Annotated in this window: 19 protein-coding genes; 4 read left to right on the top strand and 15 right to left on the bottom strand. The window is 40.6% G+C overall.

Annotation, left to right across the window (positions count from 1 at the left end):
• Window positions 1-50: 50 nt before the first annotated feature.
• From ACPZ3T_RS02585 to ACPZ3T_RS02575, 3 genes are all read right to left on the bottom strand, one after another.
• The gene (locus tag ACPZ3T_RS02585; RefSeq protein ID WP_490273436.1) at window positions 51-1436 is read right to left on the bottom strand and encodes an aminopeptidase P family protein; all 1386 of its coding nucleotides are present in this window, start codon (window positions 1434-1436) and stop codon (window positions 51-53) included.
• Window positions 1437-1768: 332 nt separating this feature from the next.
• The gene (locus tag ACPZ3T_RS02580; protein WP_490273435.1) at window positions 1769-2032 is read right to left on the bottom strand and encodes a hypothetical protein; all 264 of its coding nucleotides are present in this window, start codon (window positions 2030-2032) and stop codon (window positions 1769-1771) included.
• Between the two features lie 66 nt (window positions 2033-2098).
• Window positions 2099-2635 (bottom strand): hypothetical protein, encoded by a 537-nt coding sequence (locus tag ACPZ3T_RS02575; protein ID WP_490273434.1) that lies wholly within the window; start codon window positions 2633-2635, stop codon window positions 2099-2101.
• Between the two features lie 153 nt (window positions 2636-2788).
• Between ACPZ3T_RS02575 and ACPZ3T_RS02570 the strand changes: the two genes are divergently transcribed.
• Complete coding sequence (locus ACPZ3T_RS02570; protein WP_490273433.1) at window positions 2789-3769, top strand: endonuclease/exonuclease/phosphatase family protein; 981 nt, start codon at window positions 2789-2791, stop codon at window positions 3767-3769.
• A gap of 364 nt (window positions 3770-4133) precedes the next feature.
• Window positions 4134-4526: a hypothetical protein gene (locus ACPZ3T_RS02565; protein ID WP_490273432.1), complete on the top strand. Its 393-nt coding sequence runs from the start codon at window positions 4134-4136 to the stop codon at window positions 4524-4526.
• 154 nt (window positions 4527-4680) lie between these two features.
• Here the strand turns inward: ACPZ3T_RS02565 and ACPZ3T_RS02560 are convergent, their stop codons facing one another.
• From ACPZ3T_RS02560 to ACPZ3T_RS02545, 4 genes are all read right to left on the bottom strand, one after another.
• Window positions 4681-5700, bottom strand: a complete 1020-nt coding sequence (locus ACPZ3T_RS02560) for a VOC family protein (protein WP_490273431.1) — start codon at window positions 5698-5700, stop codon at window positions 4681-4683.
• Window positions 5701-5801: 101 nt separating this feature from the next.
• Complete coding sequence (locus tag ACPZ3T_RS02555) at window positions 5802-8033, bottom strand: CHASE2 domain-containing protein (protein ID WP_490273430.1); 2232 nt, start codon at window positions 8031-8033, stop codon at window positions 5802-5804.
• Window positions 8034-8162: 129 nt separating this feature from the next.
• Window positions 8163-8429: a hypothetical protein gene (locus ACPZ3T_RS02550; RefSeq protein WP_490273429.1), complete on the bottom strand. Its 267-nt coding sequence runs from the start codon at window positions 8427-8429 to the stop codon at window positions 8163-8165.
• A 260-nt stretch (window positions 8430-8689) separates the two neighbouring features.
• Window positions 8690-9862, bottom strand: coding sequence for an anhydro-N-acetylmuramic acid kinase (locus ACPZ3T_RS02545; protein ID WP_490273428.1), 1173 nt, complete (start codon window positions 9860-9862; stop codon window positions 8690-8692).
• 969 nt (window positions 9863-10831) lie between these two features.
• Here ACPZ3T_RS02545 and ACPZ3T_RS02540 point away from each other — a divergent pair.
• On the top strand, window positions 10832-11611 hold the full coding sequence (locus ACPZ3T_RS02540) for an Npun_F0296 family exosortase-dependent surface protein (protein WP_490273427.1): 780 nt from the start codon (window positions 10832-10834) through the stop codon (window positions 11609-11611).
• Window positions 11612-11720: 109 nt separating this feature from the next.
• Here ACPZ3T_RS02540 and ACPZ3T_RS02535 read toward each other — a convergent pair whose 3' ends face one another.
• Window positions 11721-12833, bottom strand: coding sequence for a sensor histidine kinase KdpD (locus ACPZ3T_RS02535; protein ID WP_490273426.1), 1113 nt, complete (start codon window positions 12831-12833; stop codon window positions 11721-11723).
• Between the two features lie 421 nt (window positions 12834-13254).
• Between ACPZ3T_RS02535 and ACPZ3T_RS02530 the strand changes: the two genes are divergently transcribed.
• On the top strand, window positions 13255-13896 hold the full coding sequence (locus tag ACPZ3T_RS02530; protein WP_490277097.1) for a Uma2 family endonuclease: 642 nt from the start codon (window positions 13255-13257) through the stop codon (window positions 13894-13896).
• Window positions 13897-13937: 41 nt separating this feature from the next.
• On the opposite strand, the gene ACPZ3T_RS02525 is transcribed toward ACPZ3T_RS02530, so the two are convergent.
• The 7 genes from ACPZ3T_RS02525 to ACPZ3T_RS02495 all read right to left on the bottom strand — a co-directional run bounded on the left by ACPZ3T_RS02525 (window position 13938) and on the right by ACPZ3T_RS02495 (window position 17938).
• Window positions 13938-14444 (bottom strand): YceD family protein, encoded by a 507-nt coding sequence (locus ACPZ3T_RS02525; protein ID WP_490273425.1) that lies wholly within the window; start codon window positions 14442-14444, stop codon window positions 13938-13940.
• A 110-nt stretch (window positions 14445-14554) separates the two neighbouring features.
• Window positions 14555-15073 carry a Jag family protein gene (locus tag ACPZ3T_RS02520; protein WP_490273424.1) on the bottom strand — a complete coding sequence of 173 codons (519 nt, stop codon included), beginning with the start codon at window positions 15071-15073 and terminating at the stop codon, window positions 14555-14557.
• Between the two features lie 3 nt (window positions 15074-15076).
• Window positions 15077-16219 carry a membrane protein insertase YidC gene (gene yidC / locus ACPZ3T_RS02515; protein ID WP_490273423.1) on the bottom strand — a complete coding sequence of 381 codons (1143 nt, stop codon included), beginning with the start codon at window positions 16217-16219 and terminating at the stop codon, window positions 15077-15079.
• Between the two features lie 164 nt (window positions 16220-16383).
• Window positions 16384-16767 carry a PH domain-containing protein gene (locus ACPZ3T_RS02510; RefSeq protein ID WP_490273422.1) on the bottom strand — a complete coding sequence of 128 codons (384 nt, stop codon included), beginning with the start codon at window positions 16765-16767 and terminating at the stop codon, window positions 16384-16386.
• Window positions 16754-17158, bottom strand: coding sequence for a ribonuclease P protein component (gene rnpA / locus ACPZ3T_RS02505; protein WP_490273421.1), 405 nt, complete (start codon window positions 17156-17158; stop codon window positions 16754-16756). The genes ACPZ3T_RS02510 and rnpA overlap by 14 nt, the downstream gene beginning before the upstream one ends.
• A gap of 25 nt (window positions 17159-17183) precedes the next feature.
• Window positions 17184-17318 (bottom strand): 50S ribosomal protein L34, encoded by a 135-nt coding sequence (rpmH, locus tag ACPZ3T_RS02500; protein ID WP_490273420.1) that lies wholly within the window; start codon window positions 17316-17318, stop codon window positions 17184-17186.
• Window positions 17319-17425: 107 nt separating this feature from the next.
• Window positions 17426-17938, bottom strand: a complete 513-nt coding sequence (locus ACPZ3T_RS02495) for a DUF2808 domain-containing protein (protein ID WP_490273419.1) — start codon at window positions 17936-17938, stop codon at window positions 17426-17428.
• Between the last annotated feature and the right edge of the window lie 407 nt (window positions 17939-18345).

Raw genomic sequence — 18345 nt, 5'->3', positions numbered from 1 at the left:
CTGGGGACTGGGGACTGGGGATGTAGTAGTGAAAAATTAATGACTAATAGCTAATGAAGATTAACCAAATCTTCTACAGCATTGGCTTGATTGGGTAAGGCAGCAGTTAAAACTTCACTACCATCATCTGTGACTAAAACATCATCTTCAATGCGGATACCTCGGACATCGGCAAATTGTGATAACCGTTCCCAATTGACTATATTTTGATATTTTGCGCGGTTGTTGGTATCGTTTAAAATGGCTGGGACTTGATAGAAACCAGGTTCAATGGTGACTAACATACCTGATTTTAAGGGACGATTTAAACGCAGGTAGCTTAAACCAAAGCGATCGCTTCTTTTCCTTTCCTGTTCATACCCGGCTAAATCTCCCAAGTCTTCCATGTCATGGACATCTAAACCGAGTAAATGCCCGATACCGTGGGGGAAAAACAAGGCGTGGGCATCCATATCTACTAAATTTTCGGTATTTCCCTGTAAAATGCCTAAATCTACTAAACCATCGGCGATCATAAAAGCCGCCAATAAATGAATATCTCGATATTCTACACCTGGTTTAATTTTGGCAATACAAGCATCATGAGCCGCTAGGACAAGATCATAAATATCCCGTTGCGTCGGGGAAAATTTACCAGACACAGGCCAAGTTCTAGTGATATCAGCAGCCCAACCCATTGGCGTTTCTGCACCGACATCAGCTAGGAGTAAATCACCTGGTTGTAGGGGGTGGTGATAGGCTTCATTATGTAAAACTTCACCGTGAACAGTGACAATGCTGTTGTAGGAGGTAGTCATATTGTGGGCGATGATTACCCCTTCCATTGCGGCGCGGACTTCGGCTTCAACTTGGGCTTGGGGTGTGGCAGCCATCCCGGCTTTATGTGCTGCAATGCTAACGGCAGCAGCTTGGCGTAGTTCCATTAATGCGGCTGCATCATGGGTGAGACGTAAATTAGCGATCGCTTTTGCTAATTCTAAGTCTATTCCCTCTAAATCATAGGGTGAAGATATTAATCTTTGTAAAATTTGTGACTGGATTAAGGTAGTGCGATAATTCTGCACAGGAATTGAGGCTGCATCTTTCCCTCGATGCTTTAACTCTGACATGGTTCTGGCGACATCAGCACCAATGGCGGCGGCGATTTCTTCCCGTTTGGGCATTTCTCCATGCCAAAGCGCGCTCCTGGGTTCGGGGTTATCCATAAACAATTCTAGCTTGCCAGCTTCTAAACGAATTGCCGCATTCGGTAAAGGTAAGCCAGCAAAATACAGGAAATGACTACTAGCACGAAATGGAAAGGCATTGGCAGGAAAGTTACGGGGTAAACTGTGACCTGACCAGAGAATTACCGGGAAGTCTATTAAACTGGCTAGTCGTTGCCGTCGTTGTCGTAGAATCTCAGCTAGGGAACTAGAACTGTTGTGGATAACCATGAATATTAACCAGCTTTAAGTAGAACAAGTTGAAAAAATAAACTATGTTAAGTAATTTCAAAAAACTAAGATTGAGTTCTTAGTAATACCAATTCTCTATGAAGTTGCGCCAAATAAATGATGTAGAGACGTTGCATGCAACGTCTCTACAGTACAGAATAAAATACATCTTCATCAAGCAACAGTATAAGGACTTTAATCCTGATTTGAGAACTAAAGTTCTGACTACAAACCTTTAATTATTTACCCTGTTCTATCTTGAAAAAGGGATATAGGTGTGTAAGGGAAAGACTTTTTCATGTGTTCTGGTGTACCCAGTTCATGACGGCTACTTAGTTATTTTTATTTTCCTCAGTATCATTTTCACTGTTTTGTTCTGTGTCACCCTGATCATTTTCCTCATCATCCTGATCTTGATCAGTTTCTATGTCAGTTGGTGATGGATCGGACTCTATAGTTGGTCGTTCTATTGTCGGTGAAGATGGTTGTTGGTTGAGAGTGCAACCGCATAAACCACACAGAATTAACCCCATAGAAATAGTAGCAAAAATGTTTTTGAAGATTTTTACTTCTGAGTGGGCTGGTAGATGCAACATATTGTTCTGATGTTGTTTAGTTTCTGATTATATTTTTCCCTTATTATGTTTAACCTGAACTGAAGTTTATTTTTTACCTTTGTGTTCTAGCCCCCCTGTAGGTAAAACTTCAAATTCAAAATTACCAACGAGACGGTCATCAACATATACGTGTATTGTATGCTTACCTGGAGGATCACCGGGTGCGATCGTCCAAAAATTCTCAATCACACCATCTTTAGCTAACTGTGTACGACGGGAAATAGCTTCAATCCCGTCTGGTGATAGGTTGAAATTTTCACCATTATCTGTAGCCCAGGTTTCTGGAGGTTTTGGTAAGCGGATAACTTCTCGCCATGTGACTTCACCCTCAACATTTTGCAATTGAATGCGCCAGCCGTATTTACTACCTGTTGCTAGCGGTACTTTAGTTGTAGGAGTGAAATTCAATCTCCCTTCAGAGTCAATTTTGGCAATGCCAAACTCAGCTTTGTGAACGTTAATCTGTTGAGCTTTGTTTGACTGAGAAGGTGTCTGAGGATTGTTGGCAAGAACGGCGGGATGAATAACCCCAGAAGTTACCAAAGAACCAGTGAGTACAACTGTCGCAGCCCAAATTCTCATGAGGAAAATTTTTAGGTTAGTTACTGGTACTTATTCAACTACTTTTTGCCACCTTCCGGTAGGGCTTTTATGGATTTTAATAATGGTATACTAATCCGAAAAACTTGTCAGTGTGCTTGATGTAAATAAATAATACTTAAGTGCATAAATTTTATGTGGCAACAAATAACTTTCATCGTGGCGATCGCTACTATCTCTGGCTTAGGATTATTGTCATTAATTTCTTACTTCGCCTGGTCTTGGCCGCTAGAATTAATTACTCATTTTCGCTACCAGTATTTGCTTATATCATTACTAGTGAGTATTATTTTATTTATTCTTTGGAAGTTTAGAAATTTTCAGCACAAAATTCTGTTTTTTATTGCCTTATTATTAATCGGAATTAATTTAGTTGATGTGTTGCCTTGGTATCTATCCAATACTCATCAATTAGCTGGAAATACAACTAAAGTTATTCGTATTTTATCTTTCAATATCAATATTAAAAATGAGCAATACAATGATATTGTTAATTTAATAGCAGATAATCAACCGGATGTAGCATTATTACTAGAAATCAATGCTAATTCCTTTAAAAAAATTCAGTCTCAATTACAAGCAAATTTACCCTATTCTTTCAGAAGCCCTGGTGGTGGGTTGGCTCTTTTTAGTCGGTTTCCTATTCAAGATGCTAGAGCAGATAATTTTAACAAACAAGCCAAGCATAATCTAGTAGCAACCTTAGAAATAGCAAAACGCCCTATTACTTTTATTGGTACTCATCCACTCATACCTATCAAGCCAGTCACCTTTCACAGTCGCAATTTACAATTAGCAGCAATCACAGAATATATTCAAGGATTAAATCAGCCGTTGATTGTAGCGGGAGATTTTAATTTAACGCCTTGGTCGCCTTATTATCGCAGGTTTGTGAATAAAACTAAATTGCATAACACTAGATTAGGTTTTGGGATTTTACCTAGCTGGCCAAGGCCTGCAACTCATGTCAATTTACCTCATTGGTTAATACCATTAATCAATATTCCCATTGACCACTGTTTTGTCAGTAAACATTTTCAAGTTGTTGAAACTTATACTGGTGATCATGCTAATTCTGACCATGCTGCTTTAATTACAGATTTGGTTTTACGGTAGGAAAATTATTGCCATTTAATTTATGCAGTGAAATTATAAATAATTGAATGTAATTAACCCATAGACTTATAAGAATATTTCTGCTAGAACTGTACTCAACAGGATTTATCCAACTGGCACATTTTTTATATAGGGGAGGCAATAAAGCAGTATGGATTTTCCTCCCTACCGAACTTCACATCGGGGCTGCCGCCGCTCTGAGTTCTCGCTTTATTGCCGTTGTGTGACGCTCTGAAAGTATTTGAACGTAGTTATGAGACTGATAGCGTCTCGCACCAACTATTAATTGTGACACTTGCGTAAGTTCTGCTGAATACAAATCTGTCTTTGATATTTTTAATGACAGCAAAGTGAGGTAATTTAAATGAAATACTTTTATATAAGCTTAGTTTGTATTGTAAGTGCGATCGCAGTTAGCCAAACTGCCTACGCTAACCCAGAAAATCCCCAGGACATCATCAGCGAACGTCATGAAGCTGCCGCTTTATTGACAGAACCAGTTACGATTAATAGTCAGTGGAATAATCCCATTAACCAAAGCAATCATCTTCAAGATACCGCCAGTTCTTTGGCAGTGGTACAAGAAACAGGCTGCAAAAACGTTAATCCCCTAGAATTTCTGGAAAATCCTGATGCTATTGTCAAAAAATGTCAGGAATCAGCAAATCAGCAAATTCCCCAACGCACTGAACCAGTCGATTATCTCAAAGTACCGCGCCTTGATTCTGGTTTGAGGTTAACGGTGACTAAATTTTAAATATCAAAATGCAGATATGAAAGCTCATAAAATGACAAACAATTTTCTCAGGAATTGTTGACTTTTAATTTATATCAAGTTCGGATAATTAGTTATCTCTGAATTGTGCAGCAACAAAAAACTCTTTCTTCCCCCTGCCCCCTTGCAATCTTAATTATCCTTCCACCAAATTCCAGAAGTACCCATCTGGAGCAACAAAGGAGAAACTTTTCTCCCTAAACTCATTTTCCATAATACTAGTAAATTTTGGCACAGGACTAGCCTTAATGCGATCGCAATATGTTTCAATTCCTCTCACCCGGTAGGTATAGAGTGACATCCCTAAACTACCAGGCTGTGCGGCTTGAAAGCGTGACTCTAAATTCATCCCATTAGGAAATCGAATCACATACAACCTCCCACTCCGCGCCGCCATCATGTCAGACTTAGAGGAACGGGGATCATCAAAGGTAGTAACAATAAACTTTTCTCCTGGTTGTAAATCAAAAATATCTCTCCCAGCTAGAGAAGATTCATAACTAGTTTCCACATCATCGCGCACACGCAACAAACCCAAAACTTCTTCGTAAAATTTTAGACTTTCCTTACTATCATCCTGCACAATAATGCCCATGTGGGTAAACTGGCTAGTTTGGAAAGGGCAGGCGTGATTAATTTGACCGTAATTAGGTATGCTATAGCCAAACCTTTGAAACAACACCTGTCGAGTCAATGGTTGCAATAGTAACATTTCCCGCACCCCCACCACCGGATCGAGAAAAGGACGGTTTTTCTGCTCTTTTTGGTAAATTACTTCCCAATAAGGGGGAGTATAGCGGATAGCCCTTCCTGCTGCTTTCGCTTCCTCCGCATGGTTTAAAATACTTAAAATATCTCCAGTTAAACTAGTCGCCCAACGATTCCCCTTAATTTTCATGGAAGCTAACCCCAACCCTGGATTCGTGGGATTTTGCCACACCATCAACCTAATCAAACCATGATCTGCATTTTGATGATACAGGCGAATTGAGCGCAAACCTGAATTTACGCCATATAATTGATAAGCTGCACTAGGGGATAGTTCGCCCATTTGGCCGATACGATAGCCAAACTGTTCCCAATATTGAATGGCAAAAATTCCATCGGGAACACCAATACAAACCTCATAGATACCTTCAATTGCAGCCTGAGTCAAGTCGCTTCGCTCCAATTCAAAATTCAAAATTCAAAATTAAATACCCCACGGATAAATCCGGGGGCTTCAATTAATGTTGTTTACTTTAGCTAACCTGCGCGTTATATATATATTAAATCAGAAATGCGTTTTAAATCTTGTAGCACAGCATGGGCTGATTGATAGCGATCGCTAAAATTGTAACGTACCATCTTATCTAAAATTTCTGCCAATTCGGCACTAACTTGCACCCCTTCTCTCCACATTACATTACCTGTTTGCTCATCTGGTTGCAGTTGTTGGGGTAAGATTCCCGTTAAGGCTTGAATCCCCATCATCCCCACTGCATAAATATCGCTAGCTAACCGGGGATGACCTGCAAATTGTTCTGGTGGTGCATATCCCCGCGTCCCAATAGCCACTGTTGCTAATTCTGTTTCCTCGCTGCTCGGTGGCTGCATTAATTTCACTGCACCAAAATCAATTAACACTAATCGATGATCTATTTCAGACCTAATAATATTACTTGGTTTTATATCTCGATGAATTACCCGATGCTGATGTACAAATGCTAAAACTTCTAAAACTTCTTTCAGCATGGCAATTACAAAGGCTTCACTCTTGATAGTTTCTGTAGGTGGTAATTCCTCATTTAAAGTGTGACCAGGGACATATTCTTCTATCAAATAAAATTCTTCCTCAGTTTCAAAATAAGCAAACAATGTGGGAATTTGTGGATGTTTACCCAACACTTCTAAAATTTCTGCTTCAGTATTAAATAATCTGCGTGCCACTTGTAAAAACTTAGTATCCCGACGGGCTGGCATTAATTTCTTAACTACACAACTAGGATTTCCTGGCCTGTGGGTATCTTGTGCCAAATATGTGCGACCAAATCCCCCCGCCGCAATCACTGAGATAATTTGATAACGACCACCTAATAATAATTCCCCAGTATTTTGTCCTGAGTTAACACTAGCAGCATCATTGTGATTGTGTAAGTCGTAAAGTGCTGTAGCGACTGTACTCGCTTGAGTGTCTTGTAATAGGATATGTAACTGCTCAATCGCTTCTTGTTGTTGTTCCACTTGCAGCAATATTACCTGAGTTTGCTGCTGTGTTTTGTAGGTGGTGTAGCTCATAACACTCACACTACTCATCACTAAAGCTAAAGCTGGCGGAATCAGGGGAAGCCATCCAGCTTGCAGAAATAAACCCGCACATATCCCGATTAAACCAGCGAGGGTTGTACCTCCCACTACTACCAACAACAAAGGATGTCGGACTCGCCACCCCAAAACGCTCCCCACCAAAGACCAACCCCCAAGCCAGATTAATTCTACCCAGTCAGGCCAATACCAAATTTGGGGTCGTCCATCCAGAACTGTACTGAGGATTTGGCTGGCTATTTGGGTGTGAATAAAGACAGCAGGTGTTCTAGTTGGTTGACCAGATGCCGCCGTGTATGGTGTATATAACCCAGGGTGAATACTAGGGGCTGTTGTACCAATAATTACAAGTTTATCTTTAACCCAATTCGGGTTAACTTGATTATTGAGAACTTGAGTAAGAGTCACAGTTTGAGCCAAGTGGTTGGGATGGCGATAATTCAGAAGAATTTGATAACCACGAGCATTGATATCTTGGTAACTACCGGAATTAGCCGAGAGAATGGGGAAGATGGTTTTACCGAGATAGAAATTATGGGATTCAATGAAATCAACATTAATATCTGCTTGTTCGAGATAATTAATTGCGGCTAAAGCAGCAAATGAAAATTGTGTGGCACACTTTTGATCTGTTGGCTCAGAAAATAATAAAGCACGGCGAATAATTTGGTCTTCCTGACTGTCAGGAATTAAATCGTTATAACCAACATTTTCTATGGGGAAATTGGGAGGGGCTGAGATTTCTGGCCTCCCCATACTACTGAACAAACAACTACCAATAATATTATGAGTATTTTCTAAATTCTTGCCTAAATTTTGCTGTTGGGGTCTGTAAAGATTGAGAGCAATGACACGGGGTTGATAAGATTCTAACTTCCCTAATAGTTTGTTAATAGTAGTATCTGAGAGCGGCCATTTTTCTAGGTCTAAATCTGCTTCAGTAATAGTTACGACTAGTATGCGTGAGTCTGGTGGTTCTACAGGACGCGATCGCAACATCTGATCATAAGCTTTCAACTCCCAAGACTGCAACCATTTCAATTCCCGACTCACCCAGACTACAGCCGTCACCCCCAGAGTAGTCAGCAAAATAATTTGCCACCAGTGCTGATTAAAACCAGTGTCACGGTAACTTTTATCTTTGATAAACGCACTTTTGAGTCTGTGTAATATTCCACTAATCACGGCGTTAGGAAAGTAGCCTGAATTGGGGTAATCTGTATTTAATTTAGCAGGGTAAGCTGTATTTAATTTAGCAAGTTAGTAGCTAGACGACATTGCTGTTTCCTCCCCCTGCCCCCTGCCCCCTGCCCACTACCCTATCTCCTCCTGTTGAGCATCTACAACTTGATTCGCTGGTGTTAAAGGAACTGCCTCAGTAGATGGAGCAAAAACATCTACAGGAGACTGTTCACTCCCATCACTAAAATAAGAGCCAATAATCTTTTCATAGTTAGAAGCCACTGCTAAAAAAGCCCCACCCAAAATATAGATAGGTAATGGCAGAGAAAATCCTTTTAACCAATCAAACAGTTCTGCTAAGGCAAATAATACCAAAAAGCAAGCCAACCAAACCCTCATATCTCCATCCCTTTTTTCAGTAACTATCAGAAATTAATATATAGTCAAACTTTTGATGTTCGCAGGGTGTAAGGGTGTAATACCAATTCAAAATTCAAAATTAAGCAATCCATGTTGGACAAGGGTTTCTGGGTTTGGATGTGTTTCATCATTTTGGTGAATTGGTATAAGGGAAGAAAGAATTTATTTTTTTCTTTCCCCTATACCCCTATACCCCTACACCCCTACACCCCTACACCCCTACACCCCTCGATAAAACCTTAATTTCTCCCATGAACTTCTCCTAACAAAACTTCTTGGGGTGCGCCTGTGGCAGCAGGTAAGTTACCGGGGAGATGCAACTGTCGCCAGTAGGCTAACACCGCAAAGGCGATCGCTTCTTTAAAATTAGCATTTAAACCTACGTCATCAGTGGTTAAAACAGGTATTTCGCCCAATAATAATTGCAATCTTTGCTGCAAATAAAGATTACGACTACCACCCCCACATAAAAAGACGCGGTTGGGCATGGCTGGTAAAAATGTGCGGTAACTGTGAGCAATGGAAGCAGCTGTCAGTTCTGTTAAGGTTGCCAGCATATCAGCCGGACTAAGTTCATATGGTGCAGCATCTTGGAAACATTGATGCAAGTAATCAACACCAAATAACTCCCGTCCTGTAGATTTAGGGGGATGGACATGAAAATATTCTTGATTCAGCCATTGTTCCACTAAAGGATAGCAGGGATCACCGCTAGCAGCCCATTTACCACCTTCATCGTAGGTTTTAGCACCGTCTGTTAATTGCTGCACTGCTAAATCTAGCAAACTATTACCAGGGCCAGTATCCCAACCCCGAATTTTATTTAACCAGTCATCACGACGGGGGGGAATATAAGCTACATTACCAATTCCCCCAACATTTTGAATACAACGCCCCTCTTGGGGATGACTGAGTAAAAAGGCATCAACTCTAGGGACAAGGGGCGCACCGTGTCCACCAATAGCAATATCAGCTACCCGAAAATTGCTAACAGTTGTAATTCCCGTCAGGTTGGCAATTAATTCACCGCGTCCCAACTGTAAACTATAACCAAGAGACTGCTTTCCCTGTCCCTCACGTCTAGGCGGTCGATGATATACAGTTTGACCGTGAGAACCAATTAAACTAGCTGGCTGCTGGTTAGTTTGAATATTTTGGGCAGCTTGAGCAAAAACGGAAGCGATCGCATCATCTAATTCTGCTAATTCTGCCATTGATATGGCTGCACCACCACACACTGCCAAAATTTTTTCTCTCAATTCTCCAGGATAGGGATAGGTTTCCCCCGCTACTAACTCAACCTGAAGATCCAAGTCTGTACCGGAAATTTCTACTAAAGCCGCATCTATACCATCTACAGATGTGCCACTAATTAAACCGATGACGCGGGTAGTTTGTCCATTTTGGTGCATAAATAGAAGCTCTTAAATAAAGGACAAAATCAAAAAAGCCAACAATAGTCAACTGTAAACTATCAAAATTCAACAGGAAACAATCAACGATTCCAATAAAACAGTATATGTAGTCCAGTAGGGTGTGTTAGGCGTAAGCCGTAACCTAGGCTGTTGACTTTGTTGAAATTTGGGCGGTTTTTAGTAATTTTGTACGCGATGTTTAATTTGTGCCTCAAAGCCTTCTCAAAACACAGTTTCAGCCATCGTAACTACGCACATTTTTTGCATGGACAAAATCCCAAAAAAGGTACAGAGTCAACAGCCTAGCCGTAACCCACCGCAAGCTTTGAGAGATGGGTTACTAGACTAAGAACTTTATCACCATAAATTTACATTAGTTAACATAACGCCGTGTGCAACTTTTCTTTAAACCTAACCCCCAACCCCTTCCCTTGTAGGGAAGGGGAGCAAGAATCAAAGTAGAGACGTTGCATGCAACGTCTCTACAGTTGTAGGGGAGAGGTTTGGAGAGGGGTTTGGAGAGGGGTTTCGAGAATAAGTCACACATCGCGTTAACATAGTTAGATTTATTCCTGATCCATAGCATCGTGCAGTAGTTTAGTTGATGCCATTGCCCCGTCAAAAACACAGATAGATGATTTGAGTGATAGTTATGACTCCTGAGTAATTTCCATATATCAATAGCTTGAGTTTTCATCTGTTCTTTAACTTCACGGCTAGCTAAAAGACAATCCTTTAAAAACTAATCGTGATTTCATCAAAAGTTCACAGTTGTTCCCCAGAATAAATATCTTTCCACATATTTGTTATGTAATCATGCCAATTATCCTCTAACAAAAGATACAAAAAACTAAAAATCTACGCATTTAATCTATTTTTCCAAATCTAGTAATTACATCCTAGTTTCTATGACAAATTAGTTACAAAATTTACTTATACACAACATCATCAGGGCAACTTAAAAATATGTTCCTTAAAAAACTTGCTTGTTTAGCGGCTGTTTCTGCATCCGCGATCGCTCCTTTTGCTTACGCTGGTTCTGCCCATGCTATTAGCTTGACTTACACCCCTGGTGCTTATCGTACAACAGGCGTAACTAATGAAGGTTCTTTTTCTGAAAATGTCAACAATAGCAACTTTACAACTATTGATTTCAATAATGTCACCGACAAAAACTTTCAAGGTAACGACCTCGTAAAATATACCTTCTCTGGCGGTAGCTATTCTACAAATGCTGGCAGCACAGGGATATTTAATGATCGATGGGCTCCATCTGGTGTGAGTGGAGAAGTAAATCAGAGTAAGTATTTAGCAGTCTTTCAAAATAGCTATGTCAGTATCACAGCTAAGGATGGTGGTATTTTCAACTATTTTGGTCTGAATGCAGGTGCTTTAAGCACTGGTAATACTTTTGAATTACTCAAGGGAGGAGTGACAGTTGCTAAATGGGACTACAGCCAGTTGAATAATATTGCGACGGTTGTTGGTACAAATATGGAAAACCAAAAGAATGGCTTCTTTGAGTTTTTCTCTGACGGTTTTAACGACAACTTTGACGAAATTAGGCTTTCCCAAGTTGGTGGCGGTGGATTTGAAACTGATAACCACACATTTCACATTGGTAGAGGTAAGTTCGATCCTAACCCTCAGTCTACACCTGAACCTGGCGTTATCTTGGGAATGCTAGCTGTCGGTGGTGTGTTCGTGAACCAACGTCGCAAGCAAAAGTTGCAAAATGCTAAGTAAGTAGCCTTAAATGGTCACTATGAGAGATTAGCTGGGCTGAGAAATTCTTTAATTGAAAATACTCATGATTATCTCTCCATGATACTGTTGAAGTATCTGGAGATAATTTTTATCTAAATGTTTTTTCACTAGCAATGATGTGTAAATCAATATTTTTGAGTAAGCGCATTAACTTTTGAGTTAAAGAGCCTTTGAGGAGGATTTGCCAACGCGATCGCTGGCTTTCACCGATGACGATTTGAGTGATACGATACTTCTCGGCTACTTCGGCGATCGCTTGAGCTATATTATTGCTACTCACACGGATAAAAGTACCTGTAAATTCTCTACACAAATTTTCACAGGTATCTATATGTAAACTTTCCTGTTTGGTAAGAAAGCGGTCTGGATCTGCTACAAATAAAACATATAAAGGGGCATTCATGTAACCCGCGAGTCTAGCACCCCGACGTAATAATTGTACTGAGTTGGGATAAGTAGAGACACACACCAAAACTCGCTCATGAATATTACAGGATTGTCCATTGGGGGTAATAGCGATCGCATCTTCTTCTACGTTGTCAGCAACTTCTCTTAAAGCCAACTCTCGCAAGGCAATTAAATTCCGCCGTTGAAAAAAGTGATCAAGGGCTGTCTGAATTTTAGCTGATTCATAAATTTTGCCTTCTAACAACCGTTCTTGTAAGGTTTCTGGTGTAACATCTACAACTACTATCTCATCCGCATTTTCCAAAATGCGATCGGGTACGCGTTCTCTAACGACTACCCCAGTAATTCTTGCTACTACATCATTGAGACTTTCCAAATGTTGGACATTCATCGTGGAGTAGACATCAATACCTGCCGCTAAGATGATTTCTACATCTTCGTAGCGTTTGGCGCGTGGAGAACCAGGAACATTGGTATGGGCGAGTTCATCGATTAATGCTAGTTGAGGCGTAGACGTGTAGCGGCTTGTCGTCAGACATCGCTGTAAAATAGCATCAGTATCCATTTCTGTGAGTGTCAAATCTCCCCGGATAATTTGCTGACGGGGTATAATTTCCAGTCCCTGGGCTTTATCTGCTGTTTCTTTGCGCCCGTGGGTTTCTAAAAGCCCAATGAAAACATCAATACCTTCTTGCTTGAGTGCTTGGGCTTCTTCTAACATTCGGTAAGTTTTACCCACTCCAGGGGCCATACCAATAAAAATTTTGTGTTTTCCCTTGCGTGCTGCATACATAAATCAATTCAAAATTCTGGCATTAAGTAGAACAGGGTAAATAATTAAAGGTTTGTAGTAAGAACTTTAGTTCTGAAATAAGGACTAAAGTCCTTACTACGAACTCAACCTTATTCTTTTTAAATTACTTAACATAGTTGAACCAAAATCCGAGAATGAATTTAATATTTATCGTAATGTTAAAATTATTTGGATAACTGATAATTGGAATAATCCTCCAAGTGTTAAAAAATTCTTTGAGGCTGAGTATCTTCCCCAAGGCGGAAAAGCATATCAAATTAACAGACTAAAAGCATTTAAAAAAAGATGGGGCGAGACAGGATTTCCAGAATTTCAAAATTTTCTTCAAAAAGAATTAAATATTAATTTAAATTCTTAAATTTAAATGATATAATTATCTCTATAATTTTACAATCTAGTGATAGTAACACTTCAATTCAAACAATTAAGTGTACCGCCAGGACAGAGAGTAATACTCCACAATGTTAGCTGGCAAGAATTTGAAGCCATTCTCACCGAACTAGGCGACCATCGTGCAAGTCGATTGGCTTACATTCAGGGAACTTTACAGATAAGAATGCCATTACCGAAGCATGAGGTAGCCAAAGTCATCATTGGTGATATGGTAAAAATTCTCTTAGAAGAATTAGAGATTGATTGTGAATCCTTTGGTTCTACCACCTTTAAACGCGAAGATATGAGTTTTGGTGTAGAACCTGACGCTTCTTTCTATATTCAAAATTATAGTCGGATGATTGGTAAAGAGCGCATAGACTTAACAGTTGACCCACCACCCGATTTAGTAATTGAAGTTGATGTCACCTCTAAAACTCAACTTGCAGCCTATGAAGCATTAGGAGTTCCCGAACTGTGGCGATATGAAAAAGGCAGACTCCAAATAAACATTCTTCAAGATGGCAAATATATTGAGTCAGAAATCAGTCTAACCTTTCTCAATTTGCCCATTGTGGAAGTAATTTCTGAGTTTTATGAACAAAGCCGAACAATAGGGAGAAGTCCCACACTGAGATTATTTAGGAAGTGGGTGAGAGCGCAAATTTAGCTTGCTTTCTTCTGCGCCTCTGGGCGAGTCTTGACAAAAAACTATCCGGGTAACTGCTTTTTCAATGCCTCTAACCCAGCCCAACGGTTATCAATAGGTTTCTCTGCATTCTCACCTGCCGTATTCAGAATACCTGGACAGTTCAAATCACACAACTGACGCTGGGGCAATGCTAAACACATTTGCTCATATAACCATTCACTGGGATAAAAATAACCATTAGGTGACAAGGTTTCCACCAAGTCTTCCATAGCTACTTCCCTTTCTAAAGGCAAGTCCTGCTCTTGATTTACTGCCTCATCTAACCAAATAACTTCTTGAGCATTGACCACTAAACGGTGATTGTACTGTTGTAAACAGCGATTGCAGGTACAAGTAATAATAGCTTCTGCCTGAGCTGACACATCCAAATAATTGCCATGATGCTGCACACAGACGCGGCCGCGCACTGGTGTCAAAGTTTCCAGCCCAGGCAGAAATTCTTTAACTTGAATTTCCTCTGTCCGCTCCGGGGCTTTGGTGAGCTGCGGAATAAAAATAGCGTCCATAGGATTGGTGAAACATCATCACGAAAAATTATGTTGATCATCAGCAATGCTGCTGACAATCCATATATAGTTTAGCTCTTAGAAAGAATCTTCTGTATTGGTTGAGCTAATTAAAATTCAATTCCGGCGGGACGTACAACCAAATGGCGATGGGGTTCTTTGCCACGACTAAAGGTTTCTACATCAGTCATGTCTTGGAAGAAGGTATGCACCAAACGCCGTTCGGCTGAACTTAAAGATTTGATTTCTACTTCTTGCCCTGTGGAACGCACTTGCGCCGCAGCTGCTTCGGCTATTGCCTGAATTTCGGCTTGTCTTTTGACTCGATAACCATTCAATTCCACAGTATAGGAAGCTTGTCCTTCGTGGGGTTGATTGAGGTTAAGGGTAGAATTAGCTAAATACTGAATTGCATCTAGTACAGACCCATCAGCACCAATGAGGGTATGAATTTGCTCTGGTGTCAAGCTGGTTTCGTCTATTGTCAACCAGTAACTATCTATTGTTGGGGAATCGTCTTCTGGAGAATGGGGAGTTTCTACACTACCTCTAATCTCAGATGATATCCCAGTGAGTTCGAGCAGTGATTTTAGCCACTGCTCACCTCGTTGCATGGGAACATTGCTCATCTATCAACCTGTGGTCTTTTTCTTGGAACTTTTTGGCTCAAAAGGTAATTTCTTTTGTTCTGCTACTGCTTGTTTTTCCTGAGATTCTACAATTTTTTGTAGTTCCTCTGGTAAGGGTTCACGAGAGAGGATGTAAGTTTGCAGGGTTTGGAAAATATTACCAATTACCATGTACATTAATACCCCAGCCGGCAAAGGAAAGAACAGGAACATTCCAGAGAAAATGACAGGGGTGATTTTGTTGACAGTTTCTTGCTGTGGGTTGCCACCGCCAGAGTTCTGCCCGGAAAGTATTTGGCTAACGTAGAGGCTGATTCCAAAAAAGATAATCATTGCCACAATATCCCAGTGCAATGTACCATCTGGGTCAATTGCGCCTACTCTGCCCAAGGCATCAATAAATAGAAATCCTTTGTCTGCGGCCAAACCAGGAATTGTTCCCTGAATTGTCACATCTCCTGGCTGTAAGGCTTCTATGTTGCCTTGTGGGTCAATTTTGATTCTATCTTCGCCTTTGGTAATTTTCCATTCGGGAACTAAATTGGTGTCTGGGTGTTCTGCTAGTAATACCTGGAATGGCTTACCTTCAAGGGTTTGGTATTGAATTTTAGTTTGTTCACCTACTGCTAGTTTGTTACCGCTAGGGAGAATGGCAGTAACTTTGACGTGTTCTCCATCAGCTATGTAAATGTTCTGAGGAGGAGTCGCAAAGGCTTGGGGTTGAATGCGTTCGATTTGTTCTGAGGGAAAGATTTGCAGGTTAACAGAATAGTTAACTCCAGCAAAGGGCGAACCCCGCAAGGTGGCAAACAACGCCAACAGGACTGGCATTTGTAACAGAAGTGGCAAACATCCCGCCAAGGGGTTGCCAAATTCCTTCTGCACGTTCATCATTTCTTCCTGTTGCTTTTGCGGGTCATCTTTGTAACGTTCTTTAACTTCCGCCATGCGCTTTTGCATCAGAGGTTGTACAATTCGCATCCGCCGCATACTGCGAATTGAACCAGCACTCAGGGGGTAGAGCGCGAAGCGGATTATCAATGTCAAGGCAACGATCGCCAATCCATAGCTAGGTACAATGCTGTAGAACAAGTCTATGATTGGCAGCATGACGTTGTTTGAGAGAAACCCGATACCAAAATCCATTATTCTGAATTTAACCTGAGTTACTGTAAACTGAACTGAATCTAATTTATCTAAAAAAGGGGGAGTCGGGAGTAGGGAGCAATCAATTGAAAATTCCCAATTAAGAATTTCGTTGACTGTTGACTGAGAAAATCTCTCCCCACACTATTCCCTAACACTATTCCCTACTTAGCTGTATATTGAGGATTTTTGGCAGCAACTTTTTCATTGATGTAGTCATAAACTTCGCGGAATTTGGGAATTGCCCGCATTTCTAAACGACTACCATTTCTTAAAGTGACTACCATATCTCCCCAAATTCCAAGGCCACGGGGAACTTTGACAATTTTGACAATTTCTGAGTAAATTACGTCAGAGCGATCGCGTCCCATCCAACCACCCATCACAGATATTCTGCGATCGGTGATGCGGTAACGTAACCACAAGGCTCTGACAATAGCACCAACTGTCAGTGGTATACCCACAACAGTAAAGCCAATCAGGATATTTAAAATCAAATCCCCAATGTGGGGGCCGCCTTCATAATAAATTTCTTCACGAATGCCCATTTAATACCTCAGTTTGTGCCAACAACTGCTCTAATTCTTGCAGAAATTGTTGGCTTCCGCACTCAGATTCTGCTGCTTTTGGTTTCACAATTAACACCAATTTCCATCCGGGTGCTATTTTTGGCAATAATTGCTGCAAGGCTGCGCTAATCTGACGTTTAATTCGGTTACGCACCACAGCTTTTTTACTGACTTTGGTGCTGACTGAAATGCCAATTTTTGTACTGGCCAAATTTTCACTTTGAGGGGCAGTATCCCAAGAAGATTCTTGGGTAGATAAGGGTTTTAAAGCTCTCAAGGTTAAATGAGAACTATATCGCCGGATTCCTTCCCGGAAAACTGCCTGAAAATCTTGGCGGGATTTTAGTCGATTTGCTTTGGGCAAAGCCACATTTGTTCTTTTCGCTGAAAATACCCTAGACGCTCAGACGATGCCGTCCTCTCTTTCTTCTAGCTCTAATCACGTTTCTGCCAGTCGGTGTCTGCATTCTGGCACGAAAGCCAGAGGTTCTTTTTCTCTTGCGGTTAGTCCCACCTAGGGTTCTCTGCATAGTATGCTCCTTTTAGACGATTTTTATAAAAAGTCACAATCTAAAAATATATCATTGTTAATAGTCAATAGTCGAGGGTAATGGTTGACTGTTGACTTTTAACTAACTTAACTAATCGTCACAATCCAAGAGCCAAGGTAGCGCAGTAAGGGTACATCCCCTGGTGAGAGAACCTGGCAGTTGAAATAAAATGTACCACCAAAGGCAGGATTGATCACGTTGGAAAATACTAACTCTACTTGGTTACCTGCTGGTACTGGTTCTTCTGGGAAAATTTCAATTAAACGGCTTTCTCTATTCCATTTGACTTCAGATAAAGGTACTTTCTTGCCTTTGACTCTGACTTCGATGTTTTTAGGGTCAAAAGTGCCTTTGTAGTAGTCAGGATAGGTGACAGCAAATTGAGCAGCTGCCAATTTCATCGTTTGAGCAGGAATCCTAAATCTGTATCTATCTCTATTATTGGTCTGTCCGCCAAAGTCTAACCGAAAGGGGAGTTGGTATTCTCGTTTAACGCCGCTAAATAAGACAAATCCTTGACCCCCTTGTGCCAAGACCATAGCTGGTATGCTAGTCAGCACACAACCAGTTAAAGCTAAAACGGAAAGTAAACGTCGCATAATTTGTGTAACTCCTACACCAAAATGGAATTTTCGTAACTAAACTTTACTATTAGTTTGGTAACAAGTGACGAGATGTAGTGATTAAAAGTGCCTATCAGGGATTGGGGACTGGGAAAAGTATGTGATCTATTGGTGTTAGATTTTACTACTCTTTCCCTAGTTACAGTCTGATATCAACAGGACTTACACAAGAGTGACAATTGATCGTTGATGGGTGACGCTATAAGTCTCATGACTACGTTCACATACTTTCGCAGCGTCACACATCCTACATCAAAAATATGCCAGTTGCATAAGTCCTCATCAAGACTGTTGAAATTTGACTTTGTTGCTAAATATGTATAAGTGTATCGTAATTTAGGTTTTTTGTTATAAAAATTGAGTCATGTAATTAGCGATCGCCT

The organism is Aliinostoc maniaoense (assembly GCF_058172895.1).
Note: the sequence above shows the minus strand (reverse complement) of the source record. Positions and strands in the feature narration are given on the sequence as shown.